This is a genomic window from Olleya sp. AS48 (assembly GCF_038900355.1).
Lineage (GTDB): Bacteria > Bacteroidota > Bacteroidia > Flavobacteriales > Flavobacteriaceae > Olleya.
On sequence record NZ_JBBMRD010000002.1, the window covers coordinates 342,717 to 360,718 of the forward strand.

17 protein-coding genes are annotated in these 18,002 nt (G+C 32.4%); 8 read left to right on the forward strand and 9 right to left on the reverse strand.

Annotation, left to right across the window (positions count from 1 at the left end; all coding sequences use genetic code 11):
• Window positions 1–3 precede the first annotated feature (3 nt).
• The 4 genes from WNY60_RS04560 to panC are packed head-to-tail and all read right to left on the reverse strand — an operon-like array spanning window position 4 to window position 3,355.
• Complete coding sequence (locus WNY60_RS04560; RefSeq protein WP_339808073.1) at window positions 4–1,149, reverse strand: alpha/beta hydrolase-fold protein; 1,146 nt, start codon at window positions 1,147–1,149, stop codon at window positions 4–6.
• 36 nt (window positions 1,150–1,185) lie between these two features.
• A complete protein-coding gene (locus WNY60_RS04565) occupies window positions 1,186–2,142 on the reverse strand; it encodes a lysylphosphatidylglycerol synthase transmembrane domain-containing protein (RefSeq protein ID WP_342861636.1) in 957 nt (318 codons plus the stop codon).
• Window positions 2,143–2,493 (reverse strand): aspartate 1-decarboxylase, encoded by a 351-nt coding sequence (panD, locus tag WNY60_RS04570; RefSeq protein WP_028284112.1) that lies wholly within the window; start codon window positions 2,491–2,493, stop codon window positions 2,143–2,145.
• A gap of 13 nt (window positions 2,494–2,506) precedes the next feature.
• A complete protein-coding gene (gene panC, locus WNY60_RS04575; RefSeq protein WP_342861637.1) occupies window positions 2,507–3,355 on the reverse strand; it encodes a pantoate--beta-alanine ligase in 849 nt (282 codons plus the stop codon).
• 110 nt (window positions 3,356–3,465) lie between these two features.
• On the opposite strand from panC, the gene WNY60_RS04580 reads away from it, so the two are divergent.
• The 7 genes from WNY60_RS04580 (at window position 3,466) to WNY60_RS04610 (ending at window position 14,357) form a co-directional block, all read left to right on the forward strand.
• On the forward strand, window positions 3,466–4,275 hold the full coding sequence (locus WNY60_RS04580; RefSeq protein ID WP_145005597.1) for a glycogen/starch synthase: 810 nt from the start codon (window positions 3,466–3,468) through the stop codon (window positions 4,273–4,275).
• 29 nt (window positions 4,276–4,304) lie between these two features.
• The gene (locus tag WNY60_RS04585) at window positions 4,305–5,939 is read left to right on the forward strand and encodes a DUF4270 domain-containing protein (RefSeq protein ID WP_145005594.1); all 1,635 of its coding nucleotides are present in this window, start codon (window positions 4,305–4,307) and stop codon (window positions 5,937–5,939) included.
• Window positions 5,940–5,945: 6 nt separating this feature from the next.
• Window positions 5,946–7,793: a glutamine--fructose-6-phosphate transaminase (isomerizing) gene (glmS, locus tag WNY60_RS04590; protein ID WP_145005591.1), complete on the forward strand. Its 1,848-nt coding sequence runs from the start codon at window positions 5,946–5,948 to the stop codon at window positions 7,791–7,793.
• A 198-nt stretch (window positions 7,794–7,991) separates the two neighbouring features.
• Complete coding sequence (locus WNY60_RS04595; protein ID WP_342861638.1) at window positions 7,992–10,769, forward strand: TonB-dependent receptor; 2,778 nt, start codon at window positions 7,992–7,994, stop codon at window positions 10,767–10,769.
• Between the two features lie 5 nt (window positions 10,770–10,774).
• A complete protein-coding gene (locus tag WNY60_RS04600) occupies window positions 10,775–12,376 on the forward strand; it encodes a G-D-S-L family lipolytic protein (protein WP_342861639.1) in 1,602 nt (533 codons plus the stop codon).
• Between the two features lie 176 nt (window positions 12,377–12,552).
• Window positions 12,553–14,061: a F0F1 ATP synthase subunit beta gene (gene atpD / locus WNY60_RS04605; RefSeq protein WP_145005583.1), complete on the forward strand. Its 1,509-nt coding sequence runs from the start codon at window positions 12,553–12,555 to the stop codon at window positions 14,059–14,061.
• 17 nt (window positions 14,062–14,078) lie between these two features.
• Window positions 14,079–14,357 carry a F0F1 ATP synthase subunit epsilon gene (locus WNY60_RS04610; protein ID WP_099568195.1) on the forward strand — a complete coding sequence of 93 codons (279 nt, stop codon included), beginning with the start codon at window positions 14,079–14,081 and terminating at the stop codon, window positions 14,355–14,357.
• Window positions 14,358–14,429: 72 nt separating this feature from the next.
• Here WNY60_RS04610 and umuD read toward each other — a convergent pair whose 3' ends face one another.
• The 5 genes from umuD to WNY60_RS04635 form a co-directional block, all read right to left on the reverse strand.
• Complete coding sequence (gene umuD / locus WNY60_RS04615) at window positions 14,430–14,870, reverse strand: translesion error-prone DNA polymerase V autoproteolytic subunit (RefSeq protein ID WP_342861640.1); 441 nt, start codon at window positions 14,868–14,870, stop codon at window positions 14,430–14,432.
• 34 nt (window positions 14,871–14,904) lie between these two features.
• Entirely contained in the window at window positions 14,905–16,164 is a 1,260-nt protein-coding gene (locus tag WNY60_RS04620) for a Y-family DNA polymerase (protein ID WP_342861641.1), read from the reverse strand.
• A 104-nt stretch (window positions 16,165–16,268) separates the two neighbouring features.
• A complete protein-coding gene (locus WNY60_RS04625; RefSeq protein WP_342861642.1) occupies window positions 16,269–16,475 on the reverse strand; it encodes a helix-turn-helix transcriptional regulator in 207 nt (68 codons plus the stop codon).
• A gap of 3 nt (window positions 16,476–16,478) precedes the next feature.
• Complete coding sequence (locus WNY60_RS04630) at window positions 16,479–16,928, reverse strand: hypothetical protein (RefSeq protein WP_342861643.1); 450 nt, start codon at window positions 16,926–16,928, stop codon at window positions 16,479–16,481.
• Window positions 16,929–16,930: 2 nt separating this feature from the next.
• Window positions 16,931–17,410 carry a hypothetical protein gene (locus tag WNY60_RS04635; protein ID WP_342861644.1) on the reverse strand — a complete coding sequence of 160 codons (480 nt, stop codon included), beginning with the start codon at window positions 17,408–17,410 and terminating at the stop codon, window positions 16,931–16,933.
• 159 nt (window positions 17,411–17,569) lie between these two features.
• Here WNY60_RS04635 and WNY60_RS04640 point away from each other — a divergent pair, with 159 nt between their 5' ends.
• On the forward strand, window positions 17,570–17,983 hold the full coding sequence (locus WNY60_RS04640; protein ID WP_145005565.1) for a DUF2007 domain-containing protein: 414 nt from the start codon (window positions 17,570–17,572) through the stop codon (window positions 17,981–17,983).
• The last annotated feature ends 19 nt before the right edge of the window (window positions 17,984–18,002 follow it).

An 18,002-nucleotide genomic window follows, 5' to 3' on the forward strand; every position in this document is an offset into this window, starting at 1 on the left:
AAGTTAATATCCAAAATCTGCTTTAATCTGTTCTGATAATTCTAAAACGTGATCTTTAGTAATACCTGCTATTTCTGATAGCACATAAGCCGACTGGTATGTTTTCATTGCTTTTTTAGGCTCTCCTGTTTCTTCATAAAAGCGTCCTAAATAATAATTTCCTAATAATGTATCAGGATATTCTTTTCTAGCTAATTTTCCTAAATCTTCAAAATATTCCCAATTTTCTTTCTTTTTAATAGCTGCTTCAATTGCTTTAAAATCGTTAATTAAAATTGGCTTTTCTATTCCAAACAACTCATCAATCATTTGGTATTTTTCCGTCAGGTAATCCACTGGATTGCCTTCTAGATTTAGAATTGTTTCTTTGTACTCTTTTTTACTAATTGGCTGAAACACTAAAAAGATACTCTCTAATGCTTTAGGAATTGCGTGAGTGGGCAAGGTATAGTGTGATGGTCCATCAAACGTCTCAAATGTTTTTAAAACATTATTATTGTCTACTGCTTTTAATACGTTAGACAAAGCTTCAGTTTGTTCATGAATATTTGAGGCATCATTGGTAGTACTTGCTAAATAGTAAAACGTTTTTTGTTCTAGTTTAGGAAATACTTCTGTTAAATAATTAGCCATATCTGGAGCTAACTCTGGACTTAAAACAATATAAGATTGAAATAAAGGAATACCTTTTAACAGATAGTAATTAATAAAATTTGCTGTTTTACCATGTCCTACAGCAACTTTAAAGTTTTCTGTACGGAAGGTTTTATCTATAAACGGAACCAACTCCATGCTAATAAACTCAAAAAAGGCCGCACCACTTTCGATTGGCAGAGAGTTTTGTTCGCTATAATAACAATCGTTTTCTCTTAATCCGTATTGATTAACACCGATAACAATAGCTTCTGGTATGTCTTCCCAATAGGCATAATAGTCCACATTTCCTGCAACAGGCTCAAACAAGTAATCTGCATCAAAAACATATATAACGGGATATTTTTTACTTGATGTATCGTAGTTTCTTGGTAATTGGATTTTAATTTGTCTAGTTTCTCCTAGCCTTTCAGAGTTAAGCTCTTTATATATAGTTTGCGCGCTAAGGTTAGACGTTAAAAATAAACCTACAAATAGAAAAAAAATATGTTTCATGATGTGTGATGATTAAGTTTGGGTGTAAGTTACAAATTATTTGTTTCGGTTAAAAAAGGGAAGGTATAATAACGAAATTCCTCCAAAGACAAAAACCAAAATTGTTTGCGAGCTCCACATAATCCAACCAAATGCACGACTTGGGTCCACTGGTAGATTAAATAAAGTAAAAGCAATAACAATAGCTTCTGGATACGACCCTATACCTCCATTTGTAGCTGCAATACTAAAACTTGCTAAAATAAACCCTATTAAAACAGCTCCAAATGGCATGGCGTTTAAATCGGGAAAAGCTAGCGTAGTTACATAAAACATAAGCACGTACATGGTCCAAATAAATAAAGTGTGAAATATAAAGGCCCACTTTTTTTTCATTTTAAAAATACTAAGAGCCCCTTCAATCAAACCAGTTACAAATCCTTTAATTTTTAAAGCTATTTTTGACTGACTTCTTTTTATAAAAAGAATAAAAAATAGTGCTAAAACAGTTAAGATTAGTCCTGCAACTAGGATTTTAGTAAAATCAAATTTATCCTCTAAAAAACTATATATAAAGTCAAACTGCAAAAACAAAGTAATTGCTATTATACCTAGCATGACTATCATATCTGCTATACGCTCTGCTACTATTGTACCAAATCCTTTTTCAAAAGGGACGCCTTCATAATTAGTCAATATAGTTGCTCTTGCTACTTCTCCAGCTCTAGGGATTGTGTAATTAATTAAGTAAGTAGCAAATACAGCCATTATACTATTGCCTAATTTTATTTTATAACCTAAAGGTTCTAACATTAACAACCAACGATAGGCTCTAGACAAATGACTTAGTAAGCCAAAAAAAACACCTAGTAAAATGTATTTATAATCTGCATTTTTAGCAAACTGAACTATATCCGTAAAAGATAATTGCGATAGAGAATACCATATTAAAAAAACTCCCAATAAAATTGGGAGCGTTATTTTTAATATTTTTATTAGAAGCCTTTTGGACATTTACTTTAACAGGTTGGTCGCTTCGTCAGGAAATACTAAAGAAGGCTTAAATACTTTAGCTTCTTCAATATCCATAAACGCATACGTTATTAATATCAAGATGTCGTCTTTTGCAACTAATCTTGAGGCAGCTCCATTTAATGTGATTTCACCACTATTTCTTGGGCCAGGAATGGCATATGTCTCTAGTCTTGCACCATTGTTATTGTTAACAATTTGCACTTTTTCACCTTGAATAATATTTGCTGCGTCCATTAAATCCTCGTCAATGGTTATACTACCTATATAATTTAGGTCAGCTCCTGTTACTTTTACTCTGTGAATCTTAGATTTTACTACTTGTATTTGCATAGGGCAAAGATAATTAATTTAGAGCGATATTATCTATTAATCTGATGTCGTCTGCATAAACTGCAATAAACGCTCTGTAAGTGTTAGTTTTATTTTTTCTTTTTACGGTTTTTAAAGTGTCAACATCAGCTATAATAAAATATTCTAATTGCAATAACTCATGTTTATCAAACTGTTGTTGAACCCACTTTGTTGTTTTATCAGCACTTTTTGTGCCAAACTTAACTTTAGCTTCTTTAAGTGTTTTGTATATAAAAGGTGCTGCTTGTTTGTAATCAGGTTTTAAACGTACATTTCTAGAACTCATAGCTAAACCTGAGCTTTCTCTAAAAATATCACAACCAACAATTGTTACTGGCAGATGATATTTACTTACTAATTTTTTTATAATTGCCAATTGCTGGAAATCTTTCTCTCCAAAGTAAGCGTTATTAGGTGTTACAATTTCAAATAATCGTTTAACAATAGTACCTACACCATCAAAATGTCCAGCTCTAAATTTTCCTTCCATTTCAAACTCCAAGCCATCAAAACTAAATTGTTGGGCTTTTGTATTACCATCATAAATATCATCTACAGTTGGTGCATACACAATTATTTTGTCAGAAACGGTCTTTAAAAGAGCAATATCGTCCTCTAAAGTTCGTGGATATTTTGCTAAATCGTCAGCATTATCAAATTGAGTAGGGTTAACAAAAATACTAACAACTAACCTTGAGCTATTAGCCAATCCTTCCTTTACCAATGACAAATGTCCTTGGTGTAAAGCTCCCATAGTAGGCACAAAACCAATAGTTTCTCCCTCTTGTTTTAAAGAAGAAATATGGGCACCAATTTTAGATTTATTAGTAAATACAAGCATTTTTAATATTTAATTAACGGATGCAAACTTAATATTTTAGTGGCAATCTGCATAAAATTTTGTACTTTTGCGTGTTTTTTAATGATAATTCTGAAAAAGCTATACAATATATGAAAGATAAGAGGATATTATATGTATCATCTGAAGTGGTGCCTTATTTACCGGAAACAGAAATTTCTTCAATGTCATTTGAAACACCTAGGATGATCAATCAGCAAGGTGGACAAATAAGAATTTTCATGCCTAGATATGGAAATATCAACGAAAGAAGACATCAATTACATGAAGTTATCCGTCTTTCTGGTATTAATTTAGTTGTGAATGATTTAGACATGCCTTTAATTATTAAAGTAGCCTCTATACCTAAAGAACGTATTCAAGTTTACTTTATAGATAACGATGAATATTTTAAAAGAAAAGCAACACTTACAGATGAGGATGGAAATTTATTTTCTGATAATGATGAAAGAGCTATCTTTTTTGCTAAAGGTGTTATTGAAACCGTTAAAAAATTAAATTGGTCACCAGATATTATTCACGTTCATGGATGGTTAGCCTCTTTACTACCACTATATTTAAAGCAATTTTACAAAGACGAACCTTTATTTAACGAAAGTAAAATTGTTACTTCAGTATATAAAAGTGGCTTTGAAAACGAGTTAAATTCAAAATTAGTTGATAAAATTAAATTTGATAATATTGATGAAGATCAAATAAAGGATTTAGTTAAGCCTACTTATAATAATCTAATGAAGGTAGCAATAGACAACTCTGATGCCTTGATTGTTGGATCAGAAGATTTACCTGAAGAGCTAACATCCTATTTAAAAGAATCTAAAAAACCTGTTCTAGATTTTCATGCTAAAGACGAATTTAGCGAAGCATACACTAATTTTTATACAACTAGCGTTTTAGACTAACGCAATATTGCCATATTTAAGAAATATCTATGAAAAGATTCATATTAAAAAGCATCAAACCATTAGTCGTTTTGATGATTATTGCCTTTACCGCTATTGCTTGCGACAAAGATTTTGTAAATGTAGAAAGTGATATTAGAGGTGCTCAAAATTTTTCTACAAGTAGTAGAGTATTCCCTTTTATAGCATACAATAAAAAATTAGATGGAGTACAAACAAGTGGTTTATCTAGTAATGTTTTAGGTATATATAACGATCCTAATTACGGATCAACAGCTGCAAGTTTTATCTCTCAAATTACACCTGACGATTTAGCTCCAGATTTTGGTGACAATCCAGCAATACTTTCTGTTAAATTATATCTTCCGTATTTTTCTACAGTAACTGAAACTGATGAAGATGGTAACTCAACTTACACTCTAGACTCAATATATGGTGATTCTTCAAGCCCTTTTAAACTATCTATTTACAAATCTAGTTACTTTTTAAGAAACTTAGACCCTGAAACAAATTTTGAGGACGAACAAGCTTATTACTCAAACGCTTACACTAATTTAAACTTAGAAGCTTTTGAAGAACAATTACTTTATCCTGCAGATCCTAATCAAACATTTACACCTAGTGCTTTAGAGCATGTAATTCAAGCAGAGGTTGAACCAGGAGAAGACCCTGAAGTTGAAGAAAGATTAGCACCAGGAATTTATGTTGATTTAAACGATCCAAGTATTGTACCTGCTAACTTTTGGGAAGACATAATCTTTGCTGCAGACGGAAGCGCAAACCCAGCAATTACAAATGCAGCTGACTTTAAAAACTTTTTTAGAGGATTAATTTTAAAAGTTGAACAAAACGATACTTCTGTTGACGGTAGCTTACTGTTTTTAGACCTTACTACTAATGCTAAAGTTGAAATTAAGTATGAATATGATGGTGATGACGCAGGAGATAGAGAAACAGGAACCTACACCTTTAACTTTAACGGTAACAAGTTTAATACTTTTACAAACCTTTCAAACTTTACACCATTAACAGACGGAAATAGCACTTCTGGTGATGATCAATTATTCATTAAAGGATTTGAAGGATCAATGACTGTTTTAGACTTATTTAATGGTAACATTATTGACGAAAACAACGCTACTCAAGATTCTTGGGAATACTTTAAAAGTAAAAATGGACAATGGTTGATTAATGAAGCTAATCTAAATCTATATGTAGATCATAGTACTTCTACTGGAGGAGCATCAGAGCCAGACAGGATAATGATTTATGATTTAAAAAACAACCTTCCAATTATTGATTATTTTGTTGATGTAACTAGTAACTCAACAGATCCTTATAACTCAAAAATAATTTACTCTCCAAAACTTGAAAGAGATGATAGCGGAAACGGAGTAAAATATAAAATTAGACTTACTGAGCATATTAATAACATCTTATTAAATGACTCGACTAATACAAAATTAGGTATTTACGTTACTAATAATATTAACTTATTTGGAACTTCAAAAGTATTTAATACTAATGAAAGTAACATTGTAAATATTATTCCTCAAAGTTCAGTTATCGCTCCAGAAGGAACAATACTTTATGGAAATACACCAGCTGTACCAGAAAACGTAAGAGCTAGTTTTGAAATTTTTTATACAGAACCTGAAAATTAAATTATTATGTGTGGTATTGTTGGATACATAGGTCATAGAGAAGCTTATTCTATTGTAATGGAAGGCTTAAAACGATTAGAATACAGAGGTTATGATAGTGCAGGTATTGCGCTATATGATGGCACTGACATCAAATTATCTAAGACTAAAGGTAAAGTCGCTGATCTAGAAGAACGTGTAAAAGAAGAAATCACAACAGAAGGAACAATTGGAATAGGTCATACAAGATGGGCAACCCATGGTGTACCAAATGATGTAAATTCTCACCCACATTATTCTAATTCAGGTGATCTAGTTATAATTCATAACGGAATTATTGAAAATTACGACTCGATAAAAACAGAGCTTATAAAAAGAGGTTACGTTTTTAAATCAGATACAGATACAGAAGTCTTAATAAATCTGATTGAAGAAGTTAAGAAAAAACAAAACGTAAAATTAGGTAAAGCTGTACAACTAGCACTTAACGAAGTTGTTGGAGCTTATGCTATTGCTGTTTTTGACAAAAACAAACCAAACGAAATTGTCGTAGCTAAACTAGGTAGTCCTTTAGCAATCGGTATTGGAGAAGACGAGTTTTTTATAGCAAGTGATGCCTCTCCTTTTATTGAATACACAAAAAATGCTATTTATCTTGAAGATGAAGAAATGGCGATTGTGCGTCGAAATAAAAAAATAAAAATCAGAAAAATTAAGGACGATACTGAAGTTAATCCCTCAATGCAGGAGCTTAAGTTTAATCTTGAGCAAATTGAAAAAGGTGGTTACGAGCATTTTATGCTTAAAGAAATCCATGAGCAACCAAATGCAATCAGGGATACTTACAGAGGTCGTTTATTAGCCAAAGAAGGAATAATCCGCATGGCTGGTATAGATGATAATATAGAAAAGTTTTTGAATGCTAATCGTATTATTATAGTAGCTTGTGGTACTTCTTGGCATGCAGGATTGGTAGCCGAGTATATTTTTGAAGACCTTGCTAGAATACCTGTAGAAGTAGAATACGCATCAGAGTTTAGATACCGTAATCCAGTAATTACAGAAAAGGATGTGGTAATAGCAATTTCTCAATCTGGAGAAACGGCAGACACACTTGCAGCGATTAAATTAGCAAAATCAAAAGGTGCTTTTGTTTTTGGAGTTTGTAATGTCGTTGGATCTACTATTGCTAGAGAAACAAATGCAGGAGCATATACACACGCTGGACCCGAAATAGGTGTGGCTTCCACTAAAGCTTTTACAACACAAATTACTGTTTTGACTTTAATAGCTTTAAAGTTAGCTAAAGCTAGTGGAAGTATGTCAAATTCAGATTTCCATCATCATTTACAAGAGTTAGAGCTAATACCTGAAAAAGTAAAAGAAGCTTTAAAAGCAGATGAACACATTAAAAAAGTTGCCGAAATATATAAAGACGCTAAAAACTGTTTGTATTTAGGTCGCGGATATAATTTTCCTGTAGCTTTGGAAGGTGCATTAAAGCTAAAAGAGATATCATACATTCATGCAGAAGGTTATCCTGCTGCAGAAATGAAGCATGGACCAATTGCTTTAATTGACGAGCAAATGCCTGTTTTTGTAATAGCTACTAAAAAAGGACACTACGAAAAAGTTGTAAGCAATATTCAAGAAATTAAATCTAGATCAGGTAAAATAATAGGTATAGTTACTACTGGAGATGTAGACGTTAAAAATGTTGCAGATCATGTAATTGAAGTACCAGAGACAATAGAGTCTTTAACTCCATTACTTACAACAATTCCACTTCAACTATTATCATACCATATTGCGGTAATGCTTGAAAAAAATGTCGATCAACCACGAAATTTAGCAAAATCTGTTACTGTAGAGTAGTCAGACAACTGTTTATACATCAAAGACGCTTTAAAGCTTCTAATTACGCAAAAACTAACCCTGTTTTTTGTGAATAATTAGCTTTAAAGCGTCTTTTTTTTAGAAATACTTATTATGCGTGCATAATTTATTCTCACTTTTTCTAAAAATTTCGTTAAAAAACGTATATTGGCATTATAAATTAACTAAATCTAAAAAATGAGAACAATCCTTTCAATTGTATTTTTGTGCTTTTGCGGACTAACTTTTTCGCAAACAACGATCACAGGAACAGTAGTAGATGATGTAAGTCAACAACCAATTCCTAGTGCAAACATTATTATTACTGGCACATCAGTAGGAACAGCAACTGATTTTGATGGTAACTTTTCGTTAACGACTGATCAAAATCCACCTTTCACTATACAAATAAGTAGTGTAGGTTTTGCTTCTAAAGATGTTGAAGTAACAACTAATAAACAAATTATTAATGTTGTCCTTAATGAAGGTACAGCGTTAGACGAAGTAGTAATTTCTGCGTCTAGAACTCCAGAACGTATTTTTGAATCTCCAGTTACTGTAGAGCGATTTGGATTAAAAGAAATTAAAAACACTGCATCTGCAGATTTTTATGATGGTTTAGAAAACCTAAAAGGTGTAGATGTTAACACTAACAGTTTAACCTTCAAATCTGTAAATACGCGTGGTTTTGCAACTTTTGCTAATACACGATTTATGCAATTAGTTGATGGTATGGACAACTCTACTCCTGCTTTAAACTTCCCTATTGGTAACTTAGTAGGTATGACAGAAACTGATGTTTTAAGTGTTGAATTATTACCTGGTGCATCATCTGCCTTATATGGTGCAAACGCATTTAATGGTATTTTATTTATGAGAAGTAAAAACCCATTTGATCATGAAGGTATTAGTGCTTCTTTTAAAAGAGGTATAACATCTCAAGAAGCTGCAGGAGATAATCCGTACACCGATTTAAGTGTAAGAATGGCGCATAAGTTTAGCGATAAATTTGCTGCAAAAATTAACTTTGGTTACTTAAAAGGTACAGATTGGCAAGCGACTAGTGAAGTTGATAAACTTGACCCAACTAGAACAAGATCAAACACAAACTATGACGGAATAAATGTCTATGGAGATGAAGTTTCAACTAATATTAGAGCTGCATCAGGATTAGGCGTTATACCAGATGTTGTAGTAAGTAGAACAGGTTATAACGAAAGAGACTTAACACCATACAATGCAGAAAGCGTAAAAGCAGATTGGGGTTTATATTACCGTCCAATTGAAGGTAACAGTTTAGAGTTTTCATATGTTGGTAAAGTAGGAACAGGTACCACTATTTATCAAGGAACAAACAGATATAATATTGATGGTTTTTTCCAACAACAACACAAACTAGAAGTAAGAAACGACAACTTTTTTGTTAGAGCTTATGAAGTGTCTGACAAAGCAGGAGATTCTTATGACATGGTATTTACAGGAATTAATGTTAACAGAGCTTGGAAAAGTGACGAAGATTGGTTTGGAGATTATATAGCGACTTATGCTGGGATTGAACTTGGTGGTAACCCATTAGGATTAACTGATCAACAAAAACATGATGCAGCAAGAGCAGCAGCAGACACAGGAAGATACGAACCAGGATCACCACAATTTAAAAATGCATTTAACAAAAGTATAAATGATCCAAATTTAGCTACAGGGTCTAAATTTCAAGATGCTTCAAAATATTTTCACAGTGATGCAAACTATAACTTTAGCCACTTAGTAGATATAGCAGATATACAAGTTGGTGGTTCTTATAGAAAATACACACTAAATTCTGGTGGTACAATATACACTGATGGTCAAAGCCCAATTGAATATTCTGAATTTGGAGTATATTCTCAAATACAGAAAGACATTGAATTATCAGAAGAAATGGAGCTTAAATTAACTTTATCAGGTCGTTATGACAAATCAGAATTATTTGATGGTTTCTTCTCTCCACGATTATCTGCAGGTTTAACATTAAACAGAAATCATAATATTAGAGCTTCTGTACAAACTGGATTTAGAAACCCAACAACTCAAGATTTATTTATTGGATTAGATGCTGGTAGAGCAATTTTAGTAGGTTCTGCTCCTGATAACTTAAATAGATATACTAGAGATTTTAATGTTAGTTTTGAAGGTCAAACCATGTTTGGACAACCTAGTACAGTTACTCAAACAGGTGCAGCTGCATACAACAACTCATATTCAGCAAGTTCTGTTACAGCTTTTGCTGCTGCAGGAAACCCAGCTTTATTAACAGTTGCTAACCCTGAAATTATTAAACCGGAAAAAGTAACTTCTCTTGAAGTTGGTTATAGAGGTAAATACGAAAGTGTAATAGTAGATATTAGTGCTTATTACAACAAATACGAAGACTTTATTTCTCAAGAAGTTGTAATAGCTCCTTTTTACGGAACCGTAAGCAATGGAGGACTTGGTGATGGAGGACTTTCTGCTCAAGCAATTGCTAATGGAGATTATCAAGCTTATAGTGCTTACACAAACTCTGATGCAGATGTTAACTCTTATGGAGCATCTATTGGACTTTCTACTAAAGTACTAAATGGATTTGACCTAGGAGGAAGTTATACTTTTACAAAACAAGATTTTGATCAAGCTGCTAACCCAGATTTCCAAACTAGCTTTAATACACCAGAACACAAATTTAAAGCAACTTTTGGTCATACAGATTTATTTGAAAACTTTGGATTTAACATCGCATATAGGTTTAGTGATGATTATTTCTGGGAAGCAACATTTGGAAATGGTATAGTACCAGAATTTCATGTATTAGATGCACAAATTAATTATGAAGTACCTAGCATAAAATCAGTTATAAAAGTAGGAGCTACAAACCTTACAGGTAACGAGTACTTTACTGCTTTTGGTACAGGATTTATTGGATCTATGTATTATGCATCAATAACTATTAATAACTAATAATAATGAAGACTTTAAAAAACATAAAATACATTGGACTTATTGCTATTGCAATTGGCTTCACATCTTGTAATGATGAATCAGATTATGAAGAGTTTTTAGATGTACAACCAGACACAGGTGTTGTATTACCAACACTAACTAATGGTTCTGTAGATTTTTCAAAATACGTAGCTTTAGGCGCATCATTTACTTCTGGATACACTGATGGCGCTTTATTTAAGGCAGCTCAGGAAAATTCATTTCCAAACACATTATCTAAACAATTTGTTAAGGTAAATGGTACTGCTATAACGCTACCATTAATGAATGATAATATTGGAGGTCTTGTATTTGGATCAACAGTTGTTGCTAATCCAAGATTATTTTTTAATGGTTCTGGACCACAAGTTTTACCTGCTACACCAACAACAGATATTACAACTAGTTTAGCTGCAGATGGTAGCATCTTTACTAATGTAGGTGTTCCTGGAGCTAAAAGTACACATATAGATTTTAATGGATACGCTACTGCAAACCCTTACTTTGGTCGTATGGCTACAAGTTCAACAATTTCAATGTTAGAATATGCAATTGCACAAAACCCAACATTTTTTACACTGTCTGAAATTGGTGGTAACGATGTTTTAGGATATGCAACTACAGGTGGAGATGGATCAGACCCTATCACACCTACTGCAACTTTTGATGTAGTTTTTACTGATATGGTTAATCAATTAACAGCTGTTTGTCCTAACGGAGTTGTAACTAATGTGCCATACATTACCGACTTACCACACTTTACAACCGTACCGTATAATCCACTAGATCCTACAAACCCTAGCTTTGGACCACAAATACCATTATTAAACTCTATTTTTGGAGCTTTAAATCCAATATTTAATGCGGTAGATCCAGCTAGAGCAATTGTGTTTTCTGAAACATCTGCAAGTCCAGTAGTTATCCATGATGAGAGCTTAGCAGATATTTCAGCAATTATTATTCAACAATTAAATGCAAGTCCAACCTTCCCAGGATTTATAGCACAATTTGGTTTACCTGCTTCCGCAGCACCATTAGTAGCAAATTTATTAGGTGCTACTTATGGACAATCAAGACAGGCTACTGAAGCTGATTTATTAGTATTACCTAGCTCTTCAATTATAGGAACAGTTAATACTGCCAATGTAGCAACTTTAATGGGACAGGGCTTACCACAAGCCTTAGCAGGACAATTCTCTGTAGAAGGTGTTAGTTTACCTTTAGCAGATAAATGGGTAGTATTACCATCAGAACAAGCTGAAATCAAAACTGCAACAGATGCATACAACGCAACTATTGCAAGTGTGGCAAACTCTAAAGGTCTAGCTTTAGTAGATTTAAATGCTATTTTAAGTCAAGCCTCTGTAATGGGAGTAGAATTTGATGATTACAACTTATCAACAAGTCTAGTTACTGGTGGTTTAGTAAGTTTAGATGGTGTGCATTTAACAGCAAGAGGCTACGCATTAATGGCTAATAAATTTTTAGAAGCTATAGATGCAACTTACGGATCAAACTTTGTAGCTTCAGGTAATGTTGCTAAAGCAGAAGACTTTGGTGTAACATATTCTCCAGCACTACAATAAAAACAAAAATTATATAAATTATAAACACCTGTTATTCTGTGTTAAGATAGCAGGTGTTTTTTTATAGATAAAAAAGGAAATCCTCCTTTTTTTTTAAATTAAAACACCTATCTTTGCACGCGAAAACAGAAGGTGTTTTCTTTCAATTAAATACCATAATATTAAATAGATAAGTAATGTCAAAAGTTACAGGTAAAGTTGCTCAAATAGTAGGTCCAGTTATCGATGTAGAATTCGCTGCTGGTTCTGAACTACCAAAAATTTACGATTCATTAGAAATTATCAAGGCTGATGGTTCAAAATTAGTATTAGAAGTACAATCTCACATTGGAGAGGACACTGTACGTACAATCGCTATGGATTCTTCAGATGGTCTTAGTAGAGGAACAGAAGTTATTGCTACTGGTGCTCCAATACAAATGCCAATTGGTGGAGATGTTTACGGACGTCTATTTAACGTGATTGGAGATGCAATTGATGGTTTAGGAGAACTACCTAAAGCAGGAGATGCAGGTTTACCAATACACAGATCTGCTCCAAAATTTGAAGATTTATCAACATCTACTGAAGTATTATTTACAGGTATTAAAGTAATTGACTTAATTGAGCCTTACGCAAAAGGAGGTAAAATTGGATTATTTGGTGGTGCAGGAGTTGGAAAAACAGTATTGATCCAAGAGTTGATTAACAATATTGCAAAAGGACACGGTGGATTATCTGTTTTTGCAGGAGTTGGAGAAAGAACACGTGAAGGTAACGATTTACTTCGTGAGATGTTAGAGTCAGGAATTATCAAGTATGGTGATGACTTTATGCATTCTATGGAAGAAGGCGGATGGGATCTTCAAAAAGTGGATAAAAATATAATGAAAGAGTCTAAGGCTACTTTCGTATTTGGACAAATGAATGAGCCACCTGGAGCTCGTGCTCGTGTAGCACTTTCAGGATTAACAATAGCAGAATACTTCCGTGATGGAGCTGGAGAAGGACAAGGAAAGGATGTACTTTTCTTCGTTGATAATATCTTCCGTTTTACACAAGCTGGTTCTGAGGTATCTGCATTATTAGGTCGTATGCCTTCTGCGGTAGGTTACCAACCAACATTAGCAACTGAAATGGGTGCAATGCAAGAGCGTATTACTTCTACTAAAAGAGGTTCTATTACATCTGTACAAGCGGTATATGTACCTGCGGATGATTTAACGGATCCTGCACCAGCAACAACGTTTGCTCACTTAGATGCTACAACAGTATTATCTCGTAAAATTGCAGAGCTTGGTATTTATCCAGCAGTAGATCCATTAGATTCTACTTCTAGAATTTTAACAGCAGATATTTTAGGTGATGAGCACTACAACTGTGCACAACGTGTTAAAGAGTTATTACAACGTTATAAAGAATTACAAGATATTATCGCCATTTTAGGTATGGAGGAATTATCTGAAGAGGATAAAATGGCTGTAGGTAGAGCAAGACGTGTACAACGTTTCTTATCTCAACCATTCCACGTAGCTGAGCAGTTTACAGGTCTTAAAGGTGTTTTAGTAGACATTAAAGAAACTATTAAAGGATTTAATATGATTATGGATGGAGGTTTAGACCACTTACCAGAAGCAGCATTTAACCTTAAAGGATCTATTGAAGAAGCTATCGAAGCAGGAGAAAAAATGCTTGCTGAAGCTTAATCTAAAAAATTAAAAACATGCATTTAGAAATTGTATCACCAGAAGCAACATTATTTAAAGGAGAGGTAACTAGCGTTACTGTTCCTGGAGTAAATGGTGACTTTGAGATGTTAAACAATCACGCACCAGTGGTGTCTTTATTAAAAGAAGGAACCGTTAAAATAGCTGGTAATATTGTACTAGATAAAGAAGTAGCAGATCGCTTTACAACAGGTGATAAAAACACAACTTTATTAAAAATAAACTCTGGTACACTTGAAATGAATGGAAACAAAGTAATAATATTGGCTGACTAATATTATTAAATAATAATAAAAAACGCGAAACATATGTTTCGCGTTTTTTTTGTTTTATACCTAATATAAAAATTATACCTTTTTAATCACATTTGTAACTATTCCCCAAATTAAAAAATTATTATCCTCTGTAATTTTAATAATTGGATAATTAGGATTCTCTGGTTGCAACCACACTTCATCTTTAGAGACTCTTAAGCGTTTTACAGTAAATTCACCATCTAAAAAACAAACTGCAATTTTATTGTTAGAAGGTTCTAAACTACGATCAATCACTAATAAATCGTTATCATCTAATCCAGCTCCAATCATAGATTGACCACTTACTTTAGCATAAAAGGTAGCCTCTTTATTTTTTACAAGCTCTTCGTCTAATGATAGACGATGCTCTTTAAAATCCTCTGCAGGAGAAGGAAAACCTGCCGAAATTCCAGTATCAAAAAATTGTCCAGCTGCATCGTCTACAGCATCTGGCGTAAAGAAGGTTAAGCTTCCTGATTTATGTGTAATCATAGTTTTGTTTACTAAGGTATTATTTTTAACTATACTATTTAACGACTATAATATCGTTTATATTGGTTGTGTATTTTGGTGATAGTCTATCTTGGCGCATTTTCCAGGTATGCTTTAAATCTTGATTTGCTATTTTTACTTTATTATTTTTGTACTTAGCATTTATGCTATCAATAGACTTCATTAGTGGTTCATGTTTTGGATTTTCTTGATCAAACAAATGTAATTGATGATTATCCATTGGCACTAATCCTGTAACACTAACACCTGCTTTTTTGTACTGTATTCCTTTTTTAAAGATAGACATTAATGCACTGATGGCACAATTACTTATAATTAAAGACGAGTTAGTGGGATACGTCAAATTTACACTTGTACTAATGCGATGTTGTTCTAATTCTTTTTTATGCTTGTCACTTTTTAACATTACTATTATTACATAACAACTAGAGCCTTGTTTTCTTAATTTTTCGGCACAACTAACTGCAAAGGTCGCAACACGTTCTTTAATATATTCTATATCCGAATAACTATAATCAAAGCTACGTGTAGTTGCAATCATCTTTTTTTGGGTAACTATTTCGTCCAACTTTAAAGTTGGAATCCCTTGTAAATCTCGTTTTAATTTAGACTCCACAACCGAAAAGTTTTTTTGAACCCAAACATCAGATAATTGTGTAAAATCGTAAGCAGTATTGCAATCTTTTGTCAATAATTGCTTAGACAACTGCCTTCCCAATCCCCAAACATCTTCAATAGGCAGCCATTTTAAAGCTTTAAGACGCCTTTCATCACCATCTATAACGTAAACACCTTTAGTTTGATCCGGATACTTTCTAGCAATTTTATTAGCTACTTTACTTAAAGCTTTAGTTGGTGCAATACCGACACATGTTGGTATACCTGTCCATTTTAAAATTCGTGATTTTATCTCTAATCCATACTTGGTAAAATCGAAATTATCAAATCCTTTAAAGTATAAAAAGGATTCGTCTATACTATACACTTCAATATCTGGTGAATATTGCTTTAAAATAGACATAACACGACTACTCATATCACCATATAAAGGATAATTTGAGGATAAAACGGTAACGTTATTAGCTTTGCAAAAGGATTCCCATTTAAAAATTGGTGCTCCCATTGGCAAACCTAACGCTTTAGCCTCATCACTACGTGCGATAACACAACCATCGTTATTACTTAAAATAGCGACTGGCTTGCCTATTAAATTAGGGTTAAAAACACGCTCGCAGGAGGCATAGAAATTATTACAATCTACTAATGCAAACATATGTGTAAAATTAAGTAAAATGTTTGAATTATTGTAAACTAAAACTTTGTGAAATGTTAAAGTTTTATTGATCGTAACTATCTAATTGTAGGTCAACTATATAATTAGTCTTCTACATACTCTAGTATATCCGCAGGTTGACAGTCTAATGCTTTGCAAATAGCCTCCAAAGTAGAAAAACGTATGGCTTTAGCTTTACCTGTTTTAAGTATGGATAGATTAGCTGTGGTTATACCAACAATTTCAGCCAACTCGTTACTCTTCATGTTTCGCTTTTCTAGCATTATGTCCAAATTTACTATTATAGGCATAAGCTATATGGTTAGGTCGTTTTCTTGTTTTAAAACATTTCCATTTTCAATAAATTCTAATATTACAAAAAGGCCTAAACCAATCATTATTAAGAGAAAATAGGTAATTAGATTTAAAACCAAGACTTCACTGTTTGGAAAACCATCTTTATTAAATGTAAATATATTGAAAGCAGCACTACCAAAACCACTAAGCAAAAAGCACAAACCAGATCTTTTAAAATTAACTCCGACAATAGTATTAAAATATCCATTTTTTATTATTTGAAACAAAGCGCGCTGCATAAAAAATAGACCTAAGACAATTAATGTCGAAAAAACAGATGCTATCAGAAAAATAAAATATTGTGATCTTTCAAAATGCTTAAAAACATAAAAATTTGTTAATAACCCTATTGTAAAGAGCACTATTAAAATGACTAAAAACCAATGTAAAACTTTTATTTTTTTCATAATTATATAGTTAAATTATTTTCTTGTTGTAATTGGTTTCCATTGTTGATAAAATCAGTTAGAATTATCAAACCAAAGCCTACTAATATTAAAAGTGCACTTGAACTTAATCCAGAAAAAAGAGTCATACCATTAGAATAAATCAACAATGTTATGCTCCAAATTAAGCTTAGACTACCTGAAACCATGAAAAGCTGACCTGTTCTTTTAAATTTTATAACATTGTTATTATTAAAAAATCCTTTTTTAACAGTGTCTTTTAACCCTCTTTCTAAGAAAAATAAAGCAATAAAAGTTACAACTGAAATTGCTGAACCAACAAACTGCGTATAGTATCCAAATATAAACTTTTGATAAAATTCCTCTGAAAAATTCATAAAGTCAGGAGTGTAAACCACTAGATAGATATTGGATAAAAAAACAACACAATAAATCACTATCAACGCTATTATAAACCAATGTAATATTCTTATTTTTCTCATATTTAAAATATTTTTATTATCGTTTAACAATAACAAATATAATAAAATTATCGAAAAACAATAATAATATTTATAAAATGGTTTATTCTTTACTTTAATTTTATTTTAAAAATGAAACAACACATCGTATATTTAACAAAAACATCAAATCAATAGTCTATGTCTCAAACCTTTAAAACTATAGCTAAATTTCAGTACTCATCAGAAGCCCAAATAATAAAGGGACGATTAGAGTCTGAAGGTATTGAAGTCTTTTTAAGTGACAATATTACAATTGACACAGACCCTTTGGTTAGCAATGCAATAGGTGGTGTTAAATTAAAAGTTTTATCTACAGATGCTATGCAAGCGCAACATATTTTAGAAAGTATTAATAAATACTCGGTTGATGATGAAGGCAAAGCAATACACTGTCCAAATTGTAATAGTACAGAAGTACAATTGTTTTCTACAATTACAAGTTTAAAATCTTTTTTCGCATTTATATTCGGGTTTATCTCTGGTACACTTCCCTTCTACTCTAAAGATAAATACCGATGTGCTAATTGTAACACGGAATTTGATATTAAGTAACAACAGATTTAATAAAAAA

Coding starts and splice junctions, on each gene's coding strand:
- WNY60_RS04560 (WP_339808073.1), bottom strand. CDS start 1,149: ATGAAACATATTTTTTTTCTATTTGTAGGTTTATTTTTAACGTCTAAC.
- WNY60_RS04640 (WP_145005565.1), top strand. CDS start 17,570: ATGTCTCAAACCTTTAAAACTATAGCTAAATTTCAGTACTCATCAGAA.
- WNY60_RS04625 (WP_342861642.1), bottom strand. CDS start 16,475: ATGCCTATAATAGTAAATTTGGACATAATGCTAGAAAAGCGAAACATG.
- WNY60_RS04630 (WP_342861643.1), bottom strand. CDS start 16,928: ATGAAAAAAATAAAAGTTTTACATTGGTTTTTAGTCATTTTAATAGTG.
- WNY60_RS04600 (WP_342861639.1), top strand. CDS start 10,775: ATGAAGACTTTAAAAAACATAAAATACATTGGACTTATTGCTATTGCA.
- WNY60_RS04635 (WP_342861644.1), bottom strand. CDS start 17,410: ATGAGAAAAATAAGAATATTACATTGGTTTATAATAGCGTTGATAGTG.
- WNY60_RS04620 (WP_342861641.1), bottom strand. CDS start 16,164: ATGTTTGCATTAGTAGATTGTAATAATTTCTATGCCTCCTGCGAGCGT.
- WNY60_RS04610 (WP_099568195.1), top strand. CDS start 14,079: ATGCATTTAGAAATTGTATCACCAGAAGCAACATTATTTAAAGGAGAG.
- WNY60_RS04595 (WP_342861638.1), top strand. CDS start 7,992: ATGAGAACAATCCTTTCAATTGTATTTTTGTGCTTTTGCGGACTAACT.
- umuD (WP_342861640.1), bottom strand. CDS start 14,870: ATGATTACACATAAATCAGGAAGCTTAACCTTCTTTACGCCAGATGCT.
- glmS (WP_145005591.1), top strand. CDS start 5,946: ATGTGTGGTATTGTTGGATACATAGGTCATAGAGAAGCTTATTCTATT.
- WNY60_RS04580 (WP_145005597.1), top strand. CDS start 3,466: ATGAAAGATAAGAGGATATTATATGTATCATCTGAAGTGGTGCCTTAT.
- WNY60_RS04585 (WP_145005594.1), top strand. CDS start 4,305: ATGAAAAGATTCATATTAAAAAGCATCAAACCATTAGTCGTTTTGATG.
- WNY60_RS04565 (WP_342861636.1), bottom strand. CDS start 2,142: ATGTCCAAAAGGCTTCTAATAAAAATATTAAAAATAACGCTCCCAATT.
- panD (WP_028284112.1), bottom strand. CDS start 2,493: ATGCAAATACAAGTAGTAAAATCTAAGATTCACAGAGTAAAAGTAACA.
- panC (WP_342861637.1), bottom strand. CDS start 3,355: ATGCTTGTATTTACTAATAAATCTAAAATTGGTGCCCATATTTCTTCT.
- atpD (WP_145005583.1), top strand. CDS start 12,553: ATGTCAAAAGTTACAGGTAAAGTTGCTCAAATAGTAGGTCCAGTTATC.